This is a genomic window from bacterium (genome assembly GCA_019695335.1).
In the GTDB taxonomy this organism is placed as follows: domain Bacteria; phylum CLD3; class CLD3; order SB21; family SB21; genus JABWBZ01.
Genome location: JAIBAF010000033.1, coordinates 21,643 through 38,146, shown reverse-complemented (window position 1 = coordinate 38,146; position 16,504 = coordinate 21,643). Strand labels below are relative to the sequence as shown.

At 45.4% G+C, this 16,504-nt stretch carries 14 protein-coding genes; 9 read left to right on the top strand and 5 right to left on the bottom strand.

Annotation, left to right across the window (positions count from 1 at the left end; all coding sequences use genetic code 11):
* Positions 1-192 precede the first annotated feature (192 nt).
* Genes K1X84_09995 through K1X84_09985 form a run of 3 tightly spaced genes read left to right on the top strand, consistent with a single transcriptional unit; the run spans position 193 to position 3,566 of the window.
* Complete coding sequence (locus K1X84_09995; GenBank protein MBX7151960.1) at positions 193-834, top strand: hypothetical protein; 642 nt, start codon at positions 193-195, stop codon at positions 832-834.
* A gap of 2 nt (positions 835-836) precedes the next feature.
* Positions 837-2,066 (top strand): hypothetical protein, encoded by a 1,230-nt coding sequence (locus K1X84_09990; GenBank protein MBX7151959.1) that lies wholly within the window; start codon positions 837-839, stop codon positions 2,064-2,066.
* A gap of 24 nt (positions 2,067-2,090) precedes the next feature.
* Positions 2,091-3,566 (top strand): hypothetical protein, encoded by a 1,476-nt coding sequence (locus K1X84_09985; GenBank protein ID MBX7151958.1) that lies wholly within the window; start codon positions 2,091-2,093, stop codon positions 3,564-3,566.
* Between the two features lies 1 nt (position 3,567).
* On the opposite strand, the gene K1X84_09980 is transcribed toward K1X84_09985, so the two are convergent.
* On the bottom strand, positions 3,568-4,929 hold the full coding sequence (locus K1X84_09980; protein MBX7151957.1) for a sigma 54-interacting transcriptional regulator: 1,362 nt from the start codon (positions 4,927-4,929) through the stop codon (positions 3,568-3,570).
* 793 nt (positions 4,930-5,722) lie between these two features.
* On the opposite strand from K1X84_09980, the gene K1X84_09975 reads away from it, so the two are divergent.
* The 5 genes from K1X84_09975 to K1X84_09955 all read left to right on the top strand — a co-directional run bounded on the left by K1X84_09975 (position 5,723) and on the right by K1X84_09955 (position 10,750).
* Positions 5,723-6,085, top strand: coding sequence for a hypothetical protein (locus K1X84_09975; GenBank protein MBX7151956.1), 363 nt, complete (start codon positions 5,723-5,725; stop codon positions 6,083-6,085).
* Between the two features lie 263 nt (positions 6,086-6,348).
* A complete protein-coding gene (locus K1X84_09970; protein MBX7151955.1) occupies positions 6,349-9,207 on the top strand; it encodes a TonB-dependent receptor in 2,859 nt (952 codons plus the stop codon).
* 23 nt (positions 9,208-9,230) lie between these two features.
* Positions 9,231-9,791: a hypothetical protein gene (locus tag K1X84_09965; protein MBX7151954.1), complete on the top strand. Its 561-nt coding sequence runs from the start codon at positions 9,231-9,233 to the stop codon at positions 9,789-9,791.
* A 74-nt stretch (positions 9,792-9,865) separates the two neighbouring features.
* A complete protein-coding gene (locus K1X84_09960; protein ID MBX7151953.1) occupies positions 9,866-10,303 on the top strand; it encodes a hypothetical protein in 438 nt (145 codons plus the stop codon).
* Positions 10,304-10,366: 63 nt separating this feature from the next.
* Positions 10,367-10,750 (top strand): hypothetical protein, encoded by a 384-nt coding sequence (locus tag K1X84_09955; GenBank protein ID MBX7151952.1) that lies wholly within the window; start codon positions 10,367-10,369, stop codon positions 10,748-10,750.
* A gap of 54 nt (positions 10,751-10,804) precedes the next feature.
* Here K1X84_09955 and K1X84_09950 read toward each other — a convergent pair whose 3' ends face one another.
* The 3 genes from K1X84_09950 to rlmN form a co-directional block, all read right to left on the bottom strand.
* Positions 10,805-12,754: a thioredoxin family protein gene (locus K1X84_09950; GenBank protein ID MBX7151951.1), complete on the bottom strand. Its 1,950-nt coding sequence runs from the start codon at positions 12,752-12,754 to the stop codon at positions 10,805-10,807.
* Positions 12,755-12,854: 100 nt separating this feature from the next.
* Complete coding sequence (locus tag K1X84_09945; protein MBX7151950.1) at positions 12,855-13,106, bottom strand: hypothetical protein; 252 nt, start codon at positions 13,104-13,106, stop codon at positions 12,855-12,857.
* Positions 13,107-13,272: 166 nt separating this feature from the next.
* Positions 13,273-14,379: a 23S rRNA (adenine(2503)-C(2))-methyltransferase RlmN gene (gene rlmN / locus K1X84_09940; protein MBX7151949.1), complete on the bottom strand. Its 1,107-nt coding sequence runs from the start codon at positions 14,377-14,379 to the stop codon at positions 13,273-13,275.
* A 123-nt stretch (positions 14,380-14,502) separates the two neighbouring features.
* On the opposite strand from rlmN, the gene K1X84_09935 reads away from it, so the two are divergent.
* Positions 14,503-15,087 (top strand): hypothetical protein, encoded by a 585-nt coding sequence (locus tag K1X84_09935; GenBank protein MBX7151948.1) that lies wholly within the window; start codon positions 14,503-14,505, stop codon positions 15,085-15,087.
* Positions 15,088-15,101: 14 nt separating this feature from the next.
* On the opposite strand, the gene mgtE is transcribed toward K1X84_09935, so the two are convergent.
* The gene (gene mgtE, locus K1X84_09930; protein ID MBX7151947.1) at positions 15,102-16,481 is read right to left on the bottom strand and encodes a magnesium transporter; all 1,380 of its coding nucleotides are present in this window, start codon (positions 16,479-16,481) and stop codon (positions 15,102-15,104) included.
* Between the last annotated feature and the right edge of the window lie 23 nt (positions 16,482-16,504).

Below are 16,504 nucleotides of genomic sequence, written 5' to 3'. Positions count from 1 at the left end.
ATCAGGAATAATGAAATTTCTTTCGTTGTACGTCCGATTGTTACGAACAAGTTTTCGTTCACACCAAAAGCTGGTGTGCAAACAATTACGATAAAATCAGGTTTTATATATAGTGAAATGCAAATTGTGATACGGCATGCAATTTGTCTTTCCTTTGATTGATTACCATCAATCATACATTAGGAGAAGATCATGCATGACATCGATCGCACTTTAGCTGAATTAGAACAAGGTCCTGAAGGATCGGAATTCGATGTAGAATCTGATTTCGAACAGGATACGTTTGAAACAGGCGAGGCCGACAACCCCTTGTCTGAAGTTGAAGAAATGGAAATGGCCGCGGAATTACTTGAAATAACCGACGAAGCGGAGTTGGATCAATTTTTCGGAAAGCTATTCAAGAAAGTAGGAAAATTCATGAAAAGCCCAACCGGAAAAATGTTAGCCGGAGTTTTGAAACAAGTTGCAAAAAAGGCGCTGCCTATTGCCGGTACTGCATTGGGAGGTTTTGTCGGCGGTCCGGTTGGAGCGTCTCTCGGTGCAAAACTTGCTCCGATGGCAGGCAAGATGTTCGGTCTTGAATTGGAGGGCATGACCGCTGAAGATCAGGAATTTGAAACTGCACGCCGGTTTGTACGTTTCGCAAGCGCTGCCACTAAAAAAGCCGACGACCTTTCACAAAAATTGCCCTCAAAATCTGCAGCGATTTCGGCCATTAAGGCCGCCGCACGCCACCACGCGCCAGGGTTGATGGGAATCGCTGCCGGTTCTGCAGGAAATCGAACCGGCCGATGGATTCGCCGCGGCCGTAAGATCATCATTTTGGGAGTCTGAGCATGTCCCGAAACCCACATTGGCTGTTGCTCCAGGAAACTCAGTCTATGTTGTCGCGTCTCGAACAGGTTCAACCGTTTTCGGTTCACGAAGTAATGGTTCCAGCCGCCTTGCCAACTCAAGAGGCTTTTAAGGCTATCGAAAGCCATGTAGAAGGAACCAAACGTACTTTGAGGGCTTCAGTTAATTCTTTCTTAAGATTTTTACGAAGCTCGGCAGGACTCGCCATGAGTCATGCTATGATCCAAAAAAAATACGTATGGCTGAGACTGCAATTTAACAATATGCTTTCGACGTATGATATCTTTTCTGATGTTTTGACTCAACGCAGCGAAGCCTCGACAGGGGTTTGGTTAGCCGGGCTTGACCGTCTTGCCGCAAGCGCTTTGGATCTCGACGGACAATATTTCAAACCTCCGCCGGTCGTTTGTTACCTCGATCGTGGAATAGGAGCTGCCATCAGAAGGGCTCGTACCCGGCTTCCGGGCGGAAAACAAAATCCCGTAGCGATTATTCGCGTACCGCGTGAAAGAATGATTGGCAGCGGTATCATCTCATCGCTGTTTCATGAAGTGGGGCATCAGGCGTCAGCATTGCTGAATCTGGTTCCATCCATCAGCCCTGTTCTAAAGGCCATGCAATCCAAAGGAGGCCCCGAATCCCCGGCATGGCAATTGTGGGACCGGTGGTTGTCGGAGATCATTTCAGATCTGTGGTCAGTGGCCAAAGGAGGTCTCGTCTCTACGGCAGGACTTATGAATGTCGTGAGTCTGCCGCGTGTTTTTGTGTTCCGAATAACTCCGGATGATCCGCATCCCATGCCCTGGCTGAGAGTCATTCTAAGCGCGCATATAGGAAACTCCTTGTATCCGCATCACGGTTGGCGTCAATTGGAACAACTATGGATGAAGTCTTATCCGCCCGACGGATTTGCATCGCCTTTATTAAGCCGATTACTGCAAACAATGCCGGCTTTTGTTTCCATAGTACTTCATCACCGGCCGTATTCATTGCGCGGTAACTCTCTGGGAAATGTGCTTTCTGCAACCGGGCATGACCCCGGAAGGCTCACAGAAATTTTTCACAGATGCATGGGGCATTTCGCAACATGCAATATGAAGCCGGCTACCGCCTTTGCGGCGATCGGGCAGGCAAGGCTTTACAATCAAATAATGGCCTCCCATGAAAGCGCGGTCTTGGCGCTTATGTTGAGAAAATGGGCCATAGGATAAAATTTAAAAGAGGAGATACTATTTATGAGAAAAATAAAACTTAAGGTTCCGGAACAGATCATAAAAAATATAACACTTAATGTTCCGAAACAGATCATAAAAGGAACAACAGTAAAATTTCTGGCTGATGGCGTTACTCATGGTCAGAAGGGAGAATGGAAAATTGGCCGTAATAGACTTGCAACACAAGACGGGGAATGTGACTATGATTCTTCCACCACTACGCTTGGCGAACATACGGCCTTCTTTTTTGTGAAAAACAAAGTTGTCGGGTCGGCTACCTTTGAAGTAATTGAACGGCCGAAGGTTGTTTCGATTACAAAACCACTTCCGCAATCTGAAAATTCTGCTGAAGCATTTTGGAATCGACTCAGAACTAATTCGAAAAAAATTTCCATTATGAATCTCATATCAGATGTGGCAGGAAAAGTAAAGATTACTTGCGGTAAGAATGAATACAAGGAACTTTATTGTATCTTTAATGAACAGCTTGATAGAAAAGTCCCGTGCATCGGTAAAACAAAGTTCGCTTATTTCAATAACAAAACCACAACGCCTTATTTGCACCAGGTTACGGAAAATGCAAATCTCTTGACTGATCAATCGGTGATGGATAAGTTAACATGTCCGAGAATGATCGAACTGATATGGTCTTACTGGATGGAAGAAGGAATGTTGGTACAGGCGCTCAATGCCATCAGTCTTCGCTTTCAAAATCGCCGGATTTCACCTTCGCACGACGGACTTCGGCATCTTAATATCGATCCCCTTCGCCCTTTGGCCGGGCTTTTGTGGGGATATATCGAAGGCGAGAAGGATCGGCTGAGCGTGGCCCGCCGAACGTATGAATACGATCATCACTACGGTTTAAGATTGATCGGCAGGGCTGCGCCATCCGAAGCTTCTGCAGACAGCCGGTCCAAATTTCTCGGCGCCTTTCATGGCCTTCTGAATGCGTGCGCGCATATTTTCAAGGAAATTGACGACAATACGATCCAGCCCGATGCCTTTCCTTTATTGAGCCATTTACGGGAAGTGCAGATCATCCTGGCCGAGGGAGCTCACAATCAATATGGAGACCTGCCCTGGCAGGCCAGAATCGAAATGCTCACTCAGCAATATTTGCTTTCTCAAAAAGAAATGAGAGAATTTTTGGGCGGGCGTATCATGGTTCCCTACCCCGAAAAATGGATGGACAACATGGATACTATGAAGAAGATCATGGGATGGACCGACACCAGCATCACGCATTTTCACACGCTGGCAACCTTTGGAGAAATTTTATTACTTTCAATCCGCCACGGCGCGTGGTTCGACCCGGCTACTGACAGGACGGATGCTTTGGCATGGGTTACTTTTTTCAGAAAAGAAATCCAGGGATATATTCATGCTTATGCGTCCGTGACAGGCGTCAACCTGGCTTCAGAACTGATGTCCGAAAGGATCGATTCAACGGTGCCTGGAATTTTGATCAAAAGACGGCTCAGATCGGCATCGTAACTTATTCGGCTTTCAGACGACCTCCGCGGGTCCGGCGCCCTTGCGCACGACGCATTTGCAGCGCTCGCGGAGTCACGCCCAGCATGTCGGCTGCGCGATTCGTTTGGCCATTTTCCATGGCAATCTGGATCGCAATATTTTCGGCTGTGCGCCCAATTTCTTTTAGTTGAACGCCGCTGCGGATCGCATGGCGGATCGATTCAACGAAGTCATTTCCACACCAGGGCGATGACGCCGCGCTACGAACCGATGCACGAATGTCGTCCGGAAGATCGCCGAGAGTCAGCGGTCCAGGCCCGACATAATTGTCGATCATTCTTTGCGTCAGATGTTTTAACTGGCGAATATTGCCGGGAAATTCCAAACCACCAATCATTTGAACGACTAAATCTTCAATTCCGGAAGGAAGCGCTGAGGCATTACTTTCGTTGATAAAATGTTCCATAAGGAATGGAATATCCTCGCGGCGTTCATGCAATGAAGGCATTCGCAATGTCCACTGCCCAATCCGATGATACAAATCTTGTCTGAATCGTCCGGCGCGAACTTCGGCTTCCAGATCACGGTGCGTGGCACAAATTAATCTGAACTCCGTCTTCAGCCATGTATTACTTCCCACACGCTTGTATACGCGTTCTTGAATAACCCTGAGAAGCTGCGCTTGCAGATGCAACGGCAGATCGCCAATCTCGTCGAGAAACAGCGTTCCTTGATCAGCCAGCGAAAAAGCGCCGTCCCGGCTCGTGATCGCTCCTGTAAATGCCCCTTTCTCATGACCAAAAAATTCACTGCCGGACAATTCCGGTACAATGGTGGTACAATCGACTACCCGAAAGTCTTGTTTGTCGGGCCGTTGATCCAGCAAATGAATGAGCCGTGCCGCAGCTTCCTTTCCTGTTCCGCTTTCACCGACCAAGAGCACGGAGGAATTTGTAAAATAAGCAATCCTGACTATCTCTCTGAAAACGATGAACGATTGTACGGCGCGGCAAACACAAGTTTTCTGTACTGAATCGGATTTCATTATTTTGTCAACCTGAAGCCACCGATTCAGGCGGTTTTCTATTCTCTTGAATTCTTTCTCTTCACCGTTCCAAAAAACCACGTCCGACGCGCCTGCACCATACAATTTGAATATTTCGTTATCGGTAGGACTCTTCGGTAGTACGACCAGAATTTGATGGAGGAGGTTGTAACTTAAATTAATGAGCGATCCTATATGAGCATCGGTAACGGATTCTATGAAATAGACACCGACAGTAGTGGCGCCAGGGTCACTTGTTAATTTGAATTTTTTATCAAGATTTGATTGTAACTGTCTCGAAATCGTAATTGATGAAGTTGTTCTGAACCAAATATTCACCGTAAAATAAAACCTCCACAAGATTATGAGGCAATTTACGATACTTTGATTAGTCTTAACGTATTGTAATAACTTTTCTACGGTCTTGAATTTTGATGTGAGCAGGACTTGTAAGGGGACAGAAACTCAACTATATTGAAATTTAACCTCTGCCCTTCTTCAATTCTGAATGATCCGATCAAAACTGCTCGCTATCGATGCCTGTTTTGATCTGCGCCCTCACGCTTTTTGGCATCAATATGTGGAAGAAATCAGATTGGACTCGATAAGACATTTCAATCTACTACTTTCCCCCACCCCTCGTCAAGGGACAAAATCGCCGGTCAATTTCGCCGGTCAAATCGCGGCGCTCAAGAACTGCATCCGGTTGCTTCGAAACCATGCTTTGTTACTTCACAACACACCCTCGTTCTTGAGTAACCGAACCTCGTTCTTGAGTACCGAGCTTCGTTCTCAAGCAACCGCACCCTGCTTGCTTCCAACCGTGCCGTGTTGCTTTATGCGTACATCGTGTTTTTTTATAACCACGACATGTTTACGAGTAATAGCGGCGTGTTGCAAAGAAACTGGTCTATGTTCGGTCGTACGCGCTAAGAATGTGACAGAACGCTCAATTGACCCGAAAGGATAGTGAGAGCATTGCGACAGTGTGAAATTTCGTAATGACGCACAGCGATTGTTTTTTGGCAAAATTCAATAAAATATAATATCTAGATTTTTCGGTACGGAATTAGCCAAAGTAATTCACGTGCGTCGTTGACGTATGAAGTAAATCAAACAAAGGAGTCTCTATATGGTCACCCCCAAAGCGCGCCGCTTGCGCGTCATCCTCATCCAATCGGATAAAAATGTCGTAGCCGCATTGGAAAAAATTCTAACGTACAATCCAAACGTGCCGGAACTGGCTTTGCTGAAATTGCAGGAAGCGCAGAAAGCGATGGCCGATGCACAGACCGCTTGCGTGCAGGCCGAAGCCGCTTATAAAACCGCTTACGACAATGCCGCGTTGAAAGAAATGCAATTCCACAATCTTGTGCTGCGCGTGAAGAAAAACATCCTCGCTCAGTTCGGCGAAGATTCGAATGAGGCGCAGGCGATCGGGCTCAAGAAAAAATCGGATTACCGCCCGCCCAAACGCATCAAAGAGGCGGCATAATATAATACCGGTCGTTTAATGAAAAACCCGCAGGCTAATAACCTGCGGGTTTTCGTTTTCAAGATACAATCATCTTACACATTATTAGTGTAATAATAATACATGTTTTTTGTGTTTTTCCTGTGCCGGCCAAGTCGAAAATAATTTGCTTTGTTTTTGAAAAAATATTATGTAGAATTGGCGCGTCTATCGGACAGAATTCTCGTTCTGTCACACACAGATCACACGAAAAAATCATATTCTATTTAACCCTTGGAGGACGTATGTCGTCACCTGCATTCACCAAAAGCATAACGCTCGGCTTTTGTTTGCTTGTTTTTCCTTTGATCGCCCTAGCGAGAGTAACCGGGAGCATTCACGGCATTGTGACCGATAAAAATTCCGGCGAGCCGCTTTTCGGCGTTGTCATTTCTGCAGGCCATCAACGCGCTTCGACCGGCACAGACGGAAGTTATCGACTGATCGGATTGGAACCCGGAACCGTTCAACTCAAAGCGGAGTCTGATCAGTACCCTGCCCAATTTTTTTCAGTTAGCATCATTCCTGAACAAATAGTCGAATTTAATATCGAATTATCCACCGAGCCATTGGAAAATCCGCTTCAAGCCGGAAAAACCAAGCACATCGCAACGTCGAATGTGTCGACACTTACATCGGAACAAATCAAATTTTTGCCCCGACGGTCGAACCAGGAAATTATTTTGTCGTCATCTGCGTCGGTGTATGAACAATTCGGAAATCTGCATGTGCGTGGCGGCACGGCCAATGAATTGGGCTACTATGCGAACGGACTTCGCCTGAATGACGCATTTACAGGGCAGGTTTTTCAAAAAATCCCAACCATCGCTCTCGATCAGGTAACATTACTTTCCGGCGGAATGCAGGCGGCGTACGGCGATTACAGTTCAGGAATCGTTCACCTGATTCCCAAACGCGGCACGGACAAACTGACATTTTTTGCCGAAGCCAATACCGACGCGGCGGCCCCGATCATGGGAAGCGAAAGTTATAAACGAAACAGTTTCAGCCTTGCCGCCGGCGGGCCCCTCGGATCGGATCAATTAAGATTCTTTGTTGCAGGCGAATTTTCATCTTCCGGTGACGCCGAGCCGGGTTATCATGGTTATCCGAAATTTAATTTGTCTGAATCCGGCAATCGCAACGCCGATCCGACCGTTCCCGATACAGCCATTTTTCAAAATGATGGAAATGGAAACGTCTTGTTCAAGCATGGCCCACGACCCGGAAAAAGTAATTCCGAAAACGAACATACTATTTACGGTAATCTTTCTTATGATTGGAATCGTTGGCAAGTCGACATGACAGGATTGTATTCGTTCAACGAAAGAAATTGGTTCAGTACCGAATATCTTTTCAATCCCGGACAAGTGCCCCATTCTGAGCGTACGACGCTGCAATCAGGACTTTCATTCAAATGGTTTATCCAACCGCAAATGATTGTACAATTCGGTGGCAATTATTACCAAACTCATCACACGACGACGAATCGCCGATATTTTGGTACGGCACAAAAAGATTTATCGGTGCTCAGCGGTCTCAATACCGGAACGACCGGATTCACTACTTTTTATAATGATAATTTATTTTTAGATATCAATCGGGGCTACAATTACTACACAGAAGGAGAATCTCAATCCATTTCGGGATTCTCAGACTTTCAGTGGCAAGTCGATCCATACAATTTGATCAAAACTGGAATTGAATGGAGGAATTATACAATCCGCCAGTTTAATCTCTACGATCCGGACAATCCCCTGACAGGATCGAATGATTATTATGGTTATGACGTTGTCTCATCAGGCGGTAAAATCCAATTAAAAACTACAGGGCAATCAGGACTCGACGGCGCCAAAAATCCAAACACGAAATCTTTGTACATTCAAGATGTGTTTAATTACAGGTCCTTTCAGATCGAAGCCGGTTTACGCTGGGAATCATTTAATTCCGGAACTCGCCAATTGAAAAACCTCGCTGACCCCACCGGGCAAAACGATCCCGATCAATTCGGCCATATTAATCCCAAAACCGGATATCCTCAGGCGGGCACTCTTGGCGAAGAAGATTTTAAAGCAGGTTCATCCATAACCAACATCAGTCCCCGTATTGCGGCAGGATATCAACTGAATGACGAGTGGTCATTCAGAGCACATTGGGGACGTTTTTATCAGAATCCGAATTTACAAGATATGTATGTCGGCACCGGATTTCTGGAAAGACAAACATTAGCTCCATATATCTCAGCTCCTGTCGGGAATTCCGGATTGAAGCCGCAACGAACGGATGAATTGGAACTGGGATTTGATCTCCAATTGGATCCTCGTTTTGAGCTTCACGTATCGCGTTACTACAAATTCCAAAAAGACATGATCGTTGCAGGACGTATCTTATCCATTCCGAATTCGCTTTTGAGCGTGGGTAATTTTCCAGCATCGGTTCATGTTTTTGGATGGGACATTGGAATGAAGGCTCAACCGACGGAACATTTACTAACCGACTTCAATATAGGTATTGTCAGTATTCGGGCCAAAGCATCCACCGCCCAACCCGGTTTCAATTCAGCATGGTTAGGAATTGCTGAGACAACGTACTCGTTTCACTTCCCGCATGAGCGTCCTGTAAATATAATAGCCGCATTGAATTATAAATTAGGCAATGGTGAAGGTTTCGGTCTAGGAAAATTTAAACCGATTTCCAATTCATCATTTACAATCAGGTTCCGTGAATTGAGCGGTACACCCTATACGACAACGACCATTGTTCCTATTCAGGTGGTGGTTGTACCGCAGGGTCGTGTCATAGAGCGAACGAACTCGTCACGCACACCTACGGAAAGCAGCTTTGATTTCAAATATACGAAATCATTCAACATTGACCGCTGTCATCTCATGATTTATTTCGAAATCACCAATTTGTTGAATCAAAAAGATGTCGTGTATGTTTTTCCAGCCACCGGTTCACCAACGGATAATGGATTTCTGTCGACAAATGCCGGACAGAGCCTCAACGAACGTCAGCTTCAACAATATCAGGCTCGTTTCAAAGAAAATGCATTTTTAAGACCTCCAAGACAAGTCAACATAGGAATCAATTTTGAATTTTAATGATCCATTAAAGGAAAAGATATATGAAAAACATTTATGTTTCTCTACTCATTCTATGGGCGATAAACTCTGCCTTTACTCAGGAGAATTCAACCTATCGTTTTCATATTAACAGTGGCATTGTGATGCCTTACCAGCCTAAAGAATTCGATAAACACTGGACCATCGGATACAATCTTGGAAGCGGCTTAGACCTGATTCTGTCACCAGGCAAAGCAATACAACTCTACGCCGACTATCAGCACTTCCCATTCGATAAAAAATCGATCAGTCATTCAGGAACCCTGTACGGCGGCACGATTACCATCGCAACATTGGCCATGAATTTTAAATTATCGCACGCAGATAATTATGCGCCTTATCTTTTAATCGGACCGAATTATTTTCATATCGAACAAGCCTCCAGTTCCGGAATTGAAAGAGTTACGGCCGCTTCAGACAATGCTTTTGGGATCAATGGCGGAATAGGATTTGAATTTCAAGTCAATTCAATAAGCCTGTTTATCGAGGGACAATATCGCCTTGGATTTAACAAAGGTAGAAATATTCAATACTTGCCGATAAAAATCGGAATGAGTTTTTAAAATTTGACTCTTGCAATGGGCTTCGTTTTAGCCCTTCGAAAACAAATCAACTACCAACGCTCAGGGAGTCTCCTATGGAACTCAGTATTTCAAAAAAACTTCACTCTATCATTTTCACACTGATGATAGTGCTGATCAATTCATGCGCCACTGTATATCTTAATGCAGACGGAGTCGAGAAGAACGTAAGTATGACGAACACCGACCGGAAATTTACGATCGTACGGCACTTTAATAAATCTATTAAAGCCACCTTTATGATCTTTGACCTGGCTACGGTTAATAACCCGGATGTAGCCAAAGCTATCAATGATGAATTAATTTCGGCTAAAGGTGATGCTGTTACCAATCTGAAAATCAAAGGACAGATGACCTTTGTAGACGGGCTTGTCCCGTTTAGTCTTGGTTTTATCGGTGCTGTTGTAGCGCCCCCCTATGGCGGGTATATTTCGGTGCTTATTGGACTAAGAACTTATACGATTGAAGGCGATGTGATTCAATACACCGAATAGATCAGGGTTTCCTTTCGGTTGGGTGTATTATTATAAACGCCCAATTAATCGAAAGGAATCCCAATGCAAGGAATACCAATTTTGCTGATCTCTTTTTTAACAGGAATTTTATCCTGCGGCGAGAACGATTCGCCCAAATACACATTGGACGGCACCCAATGGAAAGTTACTCAGTATAATGATCAAGCCGTGTTATCGGATGAATATATTCGATTCAACGGGGACCGTATGCAGATCTGGTATAAAGAAACTGATTGCTACGAAAAAGATTATCTGAATCTGACTATTGAGAACGGTGAATTATTGGCCGATATCGACGATCTGGATAGTGCCGTTCAGCTTCACTATTCGATTCAAGGAAACACGTTAACGATCGATTTCACTGCTTACGAAGTTCAATACGTTTCGAGTGACTTCGATCCTTCATCGTTTAAAAGATGCCAATAATAAAAAAGCCTGTCGGAAATTATTCTGACAGGCTTTTTTTTAGGAAATAATTTTTTATTTTACATCGGCCATCGCTTTCGCCTGATTCAATCCGTCGCGTAAAAACGCTTTGAAGATTTCCGGGTCGCGCTCGAGGCCTCCGAATTTAGCCAACACATTACCGTGTCTGTCGACGACAGCATAAAACGGCAGAGCAACGCTGCCGACCAATTTCTGCTGGAGTTCCTGGTAACGTTCCTGATCTGCTCCAAAATCCGTCCACAGCCGAACTAATACCATCTGATCAAACAGTTCACGCACATCCTCACGTACGAACATTGTTTTTTCCATGAGGCGGCAATTCGTGCACGTTTTGCCGGTGAAATCGATGAACATCGGTTTGTCCGAAGTACTGGCACGTTCCAGCGCAGTTTCGTAATGTTCGATCCAATTTTCTTCCTTCGCAGTCCTGCTTTGCGAATGAACCACGGCGACAACGCCATAATCGGCGGGTGGCAGATAAGCGTCGATATCCGATTGCAATGAATTACCAAAAAGTCCGTAAACAAAATACACCGTCGCCGTCAGAAATATCATCGCAAGGCTTGTGCGCCCAAAACCGATTTTCTCGACGCGGTCGTCTTCTGAAAACTGAAGTTTACCCAGCAGATAAAATCCCGCCACACCAAAAATCACGATCCAGATGGACAACAGCACCGGTCGCGTAAGTAAGGTCAAATCCCACACCAAATCGACGTTGCTGAAAAATTTAAACGCGGCAGCGATTTCCACAAACGCCATAACGATCTTTGTCGCATGAAGCCAGCTTCCGCTTTTCGGTAAATTGGCCAAATATTGCGGAAATAACGAGAGCACAAAAAACGGCGCCGAAAAAGCCGTTGCAAAAGCCAGCATGCCGATAATCGGTAAAAACCATTCTCCGTTCGCCGAAGCCACCATCAACAAACCAAGAAACTGTACTGTACATGTAAACGAAACCAATGTAAACGTCACACCGGCGAAAAGCGTTCCGGCGTAACCTTGTGAATCACTTTTACTTTGCGTCCAGTTGACCAGAAATGACGGCAGGCGGATTTCAAATACGCCAAACAAACTCGTTGCAAAGACAACAAACAAAATACCGATGATCATATTGATCCACACATTCGCGGCAAAATTCTGCGCACCGGCAGCCCCGACGACAATGGACATGAACCAACCAAACAGCGTAAACGAAAAAATAATTCCAGCAACATAGACTAACGATTTCTTCAACGATTGAATTCTTGTCGTCGCCGAATGTTTGGTAAAGAATGAAACCGTGATCGGGATCATCGGAAATACACACGGCGTGAGCAACGCCAGGAATCCCGTCAGAAACGCCAGCCCGATGAATGACGCCAACGATTCTTTGCGGAGCGATTCATAGGAATCCGTTCGTTGATTGATCGTCTTTTCTTTTAATACGCCAGCCGTGTCGGCGTTCTGTTTCGCAGTGTCTTTCTTGGCAACTTCTACCGACGCACTTTTTTCATTGGTTTTCGCCTGTACGCCTGCAGCCTTGAATGAAAGAATCTGGTCGGATAATGTATGAACGTAACTCAGGGTTTTGGGCGGCAGACAATACGATTCCGTACATGCCTGATAACGGAATGAAATTTTAATCATGTTGGCCGACGGCGCCGAAACAACTTTAACCGGTTGTTGAAAAATCACCGAGCCGGAATGCCAAGTGACGTCGATGCCGAAACCTTGGTCGAAATGTTTCTTACCTTGCGGTACGACCAATGCGCCGTCCAACACCAGGCCGGCCGGCAATTCAAATGTCAGTGCCGTTGCAATCGGTCCGTCCAATTCCTCCACGCCATAAATATGATATTGCGGATCGATTTGCGCCGTCACGGAAAGTATGAAACGTCCGTTTTGCAACGACGATTCACCCGACGAAAGTTGAACCACCGGAGTTTGTTGAGCAATAGAGAGTGAAGCAGAGATCAGATAAACCAAAAGCTGTAGTAATTTCACGGCCGTTACCTTCAGAAGTTAATATTTAAACTGGCTAAAAATATGAAATCGGATCTTTATTTCCAACAGTATCGTAACGGTCAATGCGATTAAAAAATTCCTACAAAATAACGATCCCTTTTTCGATATGTTTCAGCGCAAAGCTGTCGTGGCCTGCAATAAGCTGCGCATTTTGCCGCACCATTTCGGGATTATCGCCATGCGCAATGATCGATTGCTTGTATACAGCAATCCATTGGTTGGCATACCGCTTTGTAATCATCTCCGAATTCATCCGGAGCCATTCATGGTCTGAACGGTGAGAACCGGGTTTAGAAGGGTAGGATCGGGTTTGATACGAACGTGATCGCATAATGCCTCCTTGTGTGATATGAAAACACGATTCGAAAACGAACTTTGTTACGTCAATCAATTCAACAAAGAAAGAGACTTCTCTACACTCCGAAGTCTCCGGAGCATAAAAAAACGTCCTTGGCTCCGTATTCATTTCGGAGCCGTGCAATTGGCAATAAACCGTTTTAACCCGAGGAAGAAGAATCGACGGCCAGTTGGCCGCAGGCGGCGGAAATATCGCGTCCGCGTGATCGCCGCAACGTCAACGGACTTTGAATGGAAGAAACCAATTTCATAAAATAATCGATGCGTTCCTGTGACGGTCGCTGCAGATTCGGGCCTTCGATCGGATTGTATGGAATAACATTCACTTTGCAGCGCCCGAGTTCCGCCGCCATTTTTTTCAAACGTTCGGCGTCTTCATTTGAATCGTTGACGCCGGCCAGCAGCACATATTCCAGCGTAACGGGCGAACGGCGAGTTGCATTAAAATATTTCGCCGCTTCAAGCAATTCATGCAACGGATATTTTTTCGTAATCGGCATCACTTCTTCCCGCACGTGATCGATCGTCGCATTCAGGCTGATGGCCAAATTGTACGGATGACCTTCCCGGGCATAATCATATACACGCGGAACAATACCGGAAGTGGAAATCGTAATATGCCGCGCGGCCAATCCGATTCCGCGCTCGCTCGCTAAAATCTCTGCAGCCTTGATAACATTGTCATAATTAAGAAACGGCTCGCCCATTCCCATAAACACGATATTGGTAATATCGTTATCCAGATATTGGCGAATGTAAACAATCTGTCCTACAATCTCGCCGACGGTCAGATTTCGACGAAATCCCATCCAGCCCGTCGCACAAAACTGACAACCGACGGCACATCCGACTTGGGTTGATAAACACACCGTCCGGCGTTCATCGTCGGGAATATACACTGTTTCAATTTTCTGCCCGTCAGCCAGTTCAAATAAAATTTTGCGCGTAGCAATGGATTCATCCTCGTCCGACACTTGAGTTTTGAGCGCCCGCAGATGATTGATTGCCGCTATTTGATGCAGAGTATCTCTGAGATTTTTTGAAATATCAGTCATGTCGTCGAAAGACGAAACGCCCCGCTGATAAAGCCATTGAAATATCTGGCCGCCTCGAAATTTCTTTTCGCCCAAATCGATGAAAAACGATTCCAGATCTTTCAGGCTCAAACCAAAAAGATTGGTCTTTTCAGTGGTGGTCGTATGGAAAACGGATTCAACAGTGTGTGTGTCCATATACGCGCGTAACATAACACATCATTCTATCCCATGCAATAAATTATTACGTAAATCTTTTCACATACTAAACCTTGCAATTGCGTCCTGCGATTTTTATTTTCGTTCCGCTTCAATTTTAAATCAACCGGATTATTCATGAAAAAATTCTTGTTCGTCTTTATGACGCTCGCTTCCTGTTCAACCAATTATGACAGCCATACACCGGAAGGCGCCCATAACCTCTTAGTCAAATATTTTACAGAGCATCACTATGAAGCTATTTATAGTTTGTTACCCGCCGATGTTCAAAATGATTTCAAAACATATTTGGCTCAGACCCGTGAAGTGGTACAGATTATTCGTCAGCAATACCCTATCGGTGTCAGGTATTCTGCCATCACCGACTTATCCATTCCTTTTGATCATCAAAAATTTACTATCGAAGATATTGAGACCTCATCCACAACTGAAGAGGCATTTGCCAAACTATGTTCCAAAATGTTCGGAAGTGATTTTTCATTGACGCAGGAATTCGGCGCCAAAATTCAATCCGTTGAGACCATCTCCGACTCGGAAGCGGTGGTTACGACGATCGCTGAGGAAAAGATTATCTACAAACGCGATACGGACGGTCTTTGGAAAACAGACGATGTTTTTGGCCGACATTTTATGCAACTGGTTAGCGTGAGCGCTGCGAATTTGGCCATTACAAAAACCAATGCGGAGTTGTACGCTAAATAATCAGCTTAACGCTTCTATAGCAGCGTGCCGTGTAATAGAATATATCCCACGCTAAAATAAATGACTAATCCTGTGACATCGACAAGCGTCGCTACAAACGGCGCGGAAGACGTAGCGGGATCGGCCCCAAGCCGTTTGAGAATAAACGGCAGCATTGAGCCGATCAGGATTCCCCACAACACAACGCCAACCAGTGCGCAACTTACAGTGACAGCGATTAGGAACCAATGCGGACCATAGATATCGCTGAACACGGACCACACGCTGATCCTTAAAAATCCAACTCCCGCGAGAATGAGGCCGAGCATGATCCCGACAAAGGCTTCTCGTTTCAATACTTTCCACCATTCACGCAACCCCACGTCTCCCACGGCCAACGCACGAATAACCAGAGAGGCCGCCTGAGAACCGGAATTACCTCCGCTCGATATGATGAGTGGGACGAACAAAGCCAAAACAACGGCTCGTGCAATTTCTTCTTCAAAGAATCCCATCGCCGATGCGGTCAGCATTTCACCAAAAAAAAGCACAACCAACCAACTGGCTCGTTTGCGGATCATGCTTCCTAACGAAACCTTCAGATAAGGTTCCTCTAATGCTTCGACGCCGCCGAGTTTATGAATATCTTCCGTCGCTTCTTCTTCCGCTACGTCCATAACGTCATCGACGGTAACGATCCCGATCAATTGCCCGGCGTTATCGGTGACCGGAAGTGCGATACGATCATGTTCTTTAAAAACTTTTACGGCTGCTTCCTGATCGTCAAATGCTTTAAGTGAAACGAAATTATAGTTCATCAACTCTTTAACCTGCACATCCAGCGGCGCCAGTAAAAATTCCCGAATCCTGATATCGTCAATTAATTTCCCATGAGTGTCCGTAACAAAAATCATTTCCAATGTTTCACGGTCGCGGCCGTTTTCACGGATATACTCCAGCACGTGGCTTATTTTCCATTCCTCCCTCACCGCAATATAATCCGGCGTCATGCGCCGGCCGATCGTATTTTCAGGATACCCCAGAAGTGTGACAGCAGTTTTTCTTTCCTCAGGCGATAAAAGCTCCAGTAACTGTTTCGTCACATCCGCCGGTAATTCTTCCAGTAATGCCGTACGGTCGTCCGGTGACATATCGTTGAGAACGGTCGCTACTTCCTTTTGCCCCATCGCTTTCATCAAGGTTTTCTGCGTCTCCAATTGAAGATATTCGAACGTACGTGCGGCCAATTCGCGTGGGAGCAGGCGAAATACAATAGCCTGATCGTATTCGGGAATTTCTGAAATCAATTGTCCGAGATCCGGCGGCGGCCATTCACCGAAAACTTCGCGCAGCGTATTGAAGTCTCTGGAATCAATCAGATGTTTGATTTCCGGTTGTAATAAATTTCCGTACATAAAAATCTCCTGTAAATCCGGCA

Excerpts from the sequence above, each read along its gene's own strand:
- K1X84_09995 (MBX7151960.1), top strand. The coding sequence starts at position 193 with ATGCATGACATCGATCGCACTTTAGCTGAATTAGAACAAGGTCCTGAA.
- K1X84_09990 (MBX7151959.1), top strand. The coding sequence starts at position 837 with ATGTCCCGAAACCCACATTGGCTGTTGCTCCAGGAAACTCAGTCTATG.
- K1X84_09985 (MBX7151958.1), top strand. The coding sequence starts at position 2,091 with ATGAGAAAAATAAAACTTAAGGTTCCGGAACAGATCATAAAAAATATA.
- K1X84_09975 (MBX7151956.1), top strand. The coding sequence starts at position 5,723 with ATGGTCACCCCCAAAGCGCGCCGCTTGCGCGTCATCCTCATCCAATCG.
- K1X84_09970 (MBX7151955.1), top strand. The coding sequence starts at position 6,349 with ATGTCGTCACCTGCATTCACCAAAAGCATAACGCTCGGCTTTTGTTTG.
- K1X84_09965 (MBX7151954.1), top strand. The coding sequence starts at position 9,231 with ATGAAAAACATTTATGTTTCTCTACTCATTCTATGGGCGATAAACTCT.
- K1X84_09960 (MBX7151953.1), top strand. The coding sequence starts at position 9,866 with ATGGAACTCAGTATTTCAAAAAAACTTCACTCTATCATTTTCACACTG.
- K1X84_09955 (MBX7151952.1), top strand. The coding sequence starts at position 10,367 with ATGCAAGGAATACCAATTTTGCTGATCTCTTTTTTAACAGGAATTTTA.
- K1X84_09945 (MBX7151950.1), bottom strand. The coding sequence starts at position 13,106 with ATGCGATCACGTTCGTATCAAACCCGATCCTACCCTTCTAAACCCGGT.
- rlmN (MBX7151949.1), bottom strand. The coding sequence starts at position 14,379 with ATGTTACGCGCGTATATGGACACACACACTGTTGAATCCGTTTTCCAT.
- K1X84_09935 (MBX7151948.1), top strand. The coding sequence starts at position 14,503 with ATGAAAAAATTCTTGTTCGTCTTTATGACGCTCGCTTCCTGTTCAACC.
- mgtE (MBX7151947.1), bottom strand. The coding sequence starts at position 16,481 with ATGTACGGAAATTTATTACAACCGGAAATCAAACATCTGATTGATTCC.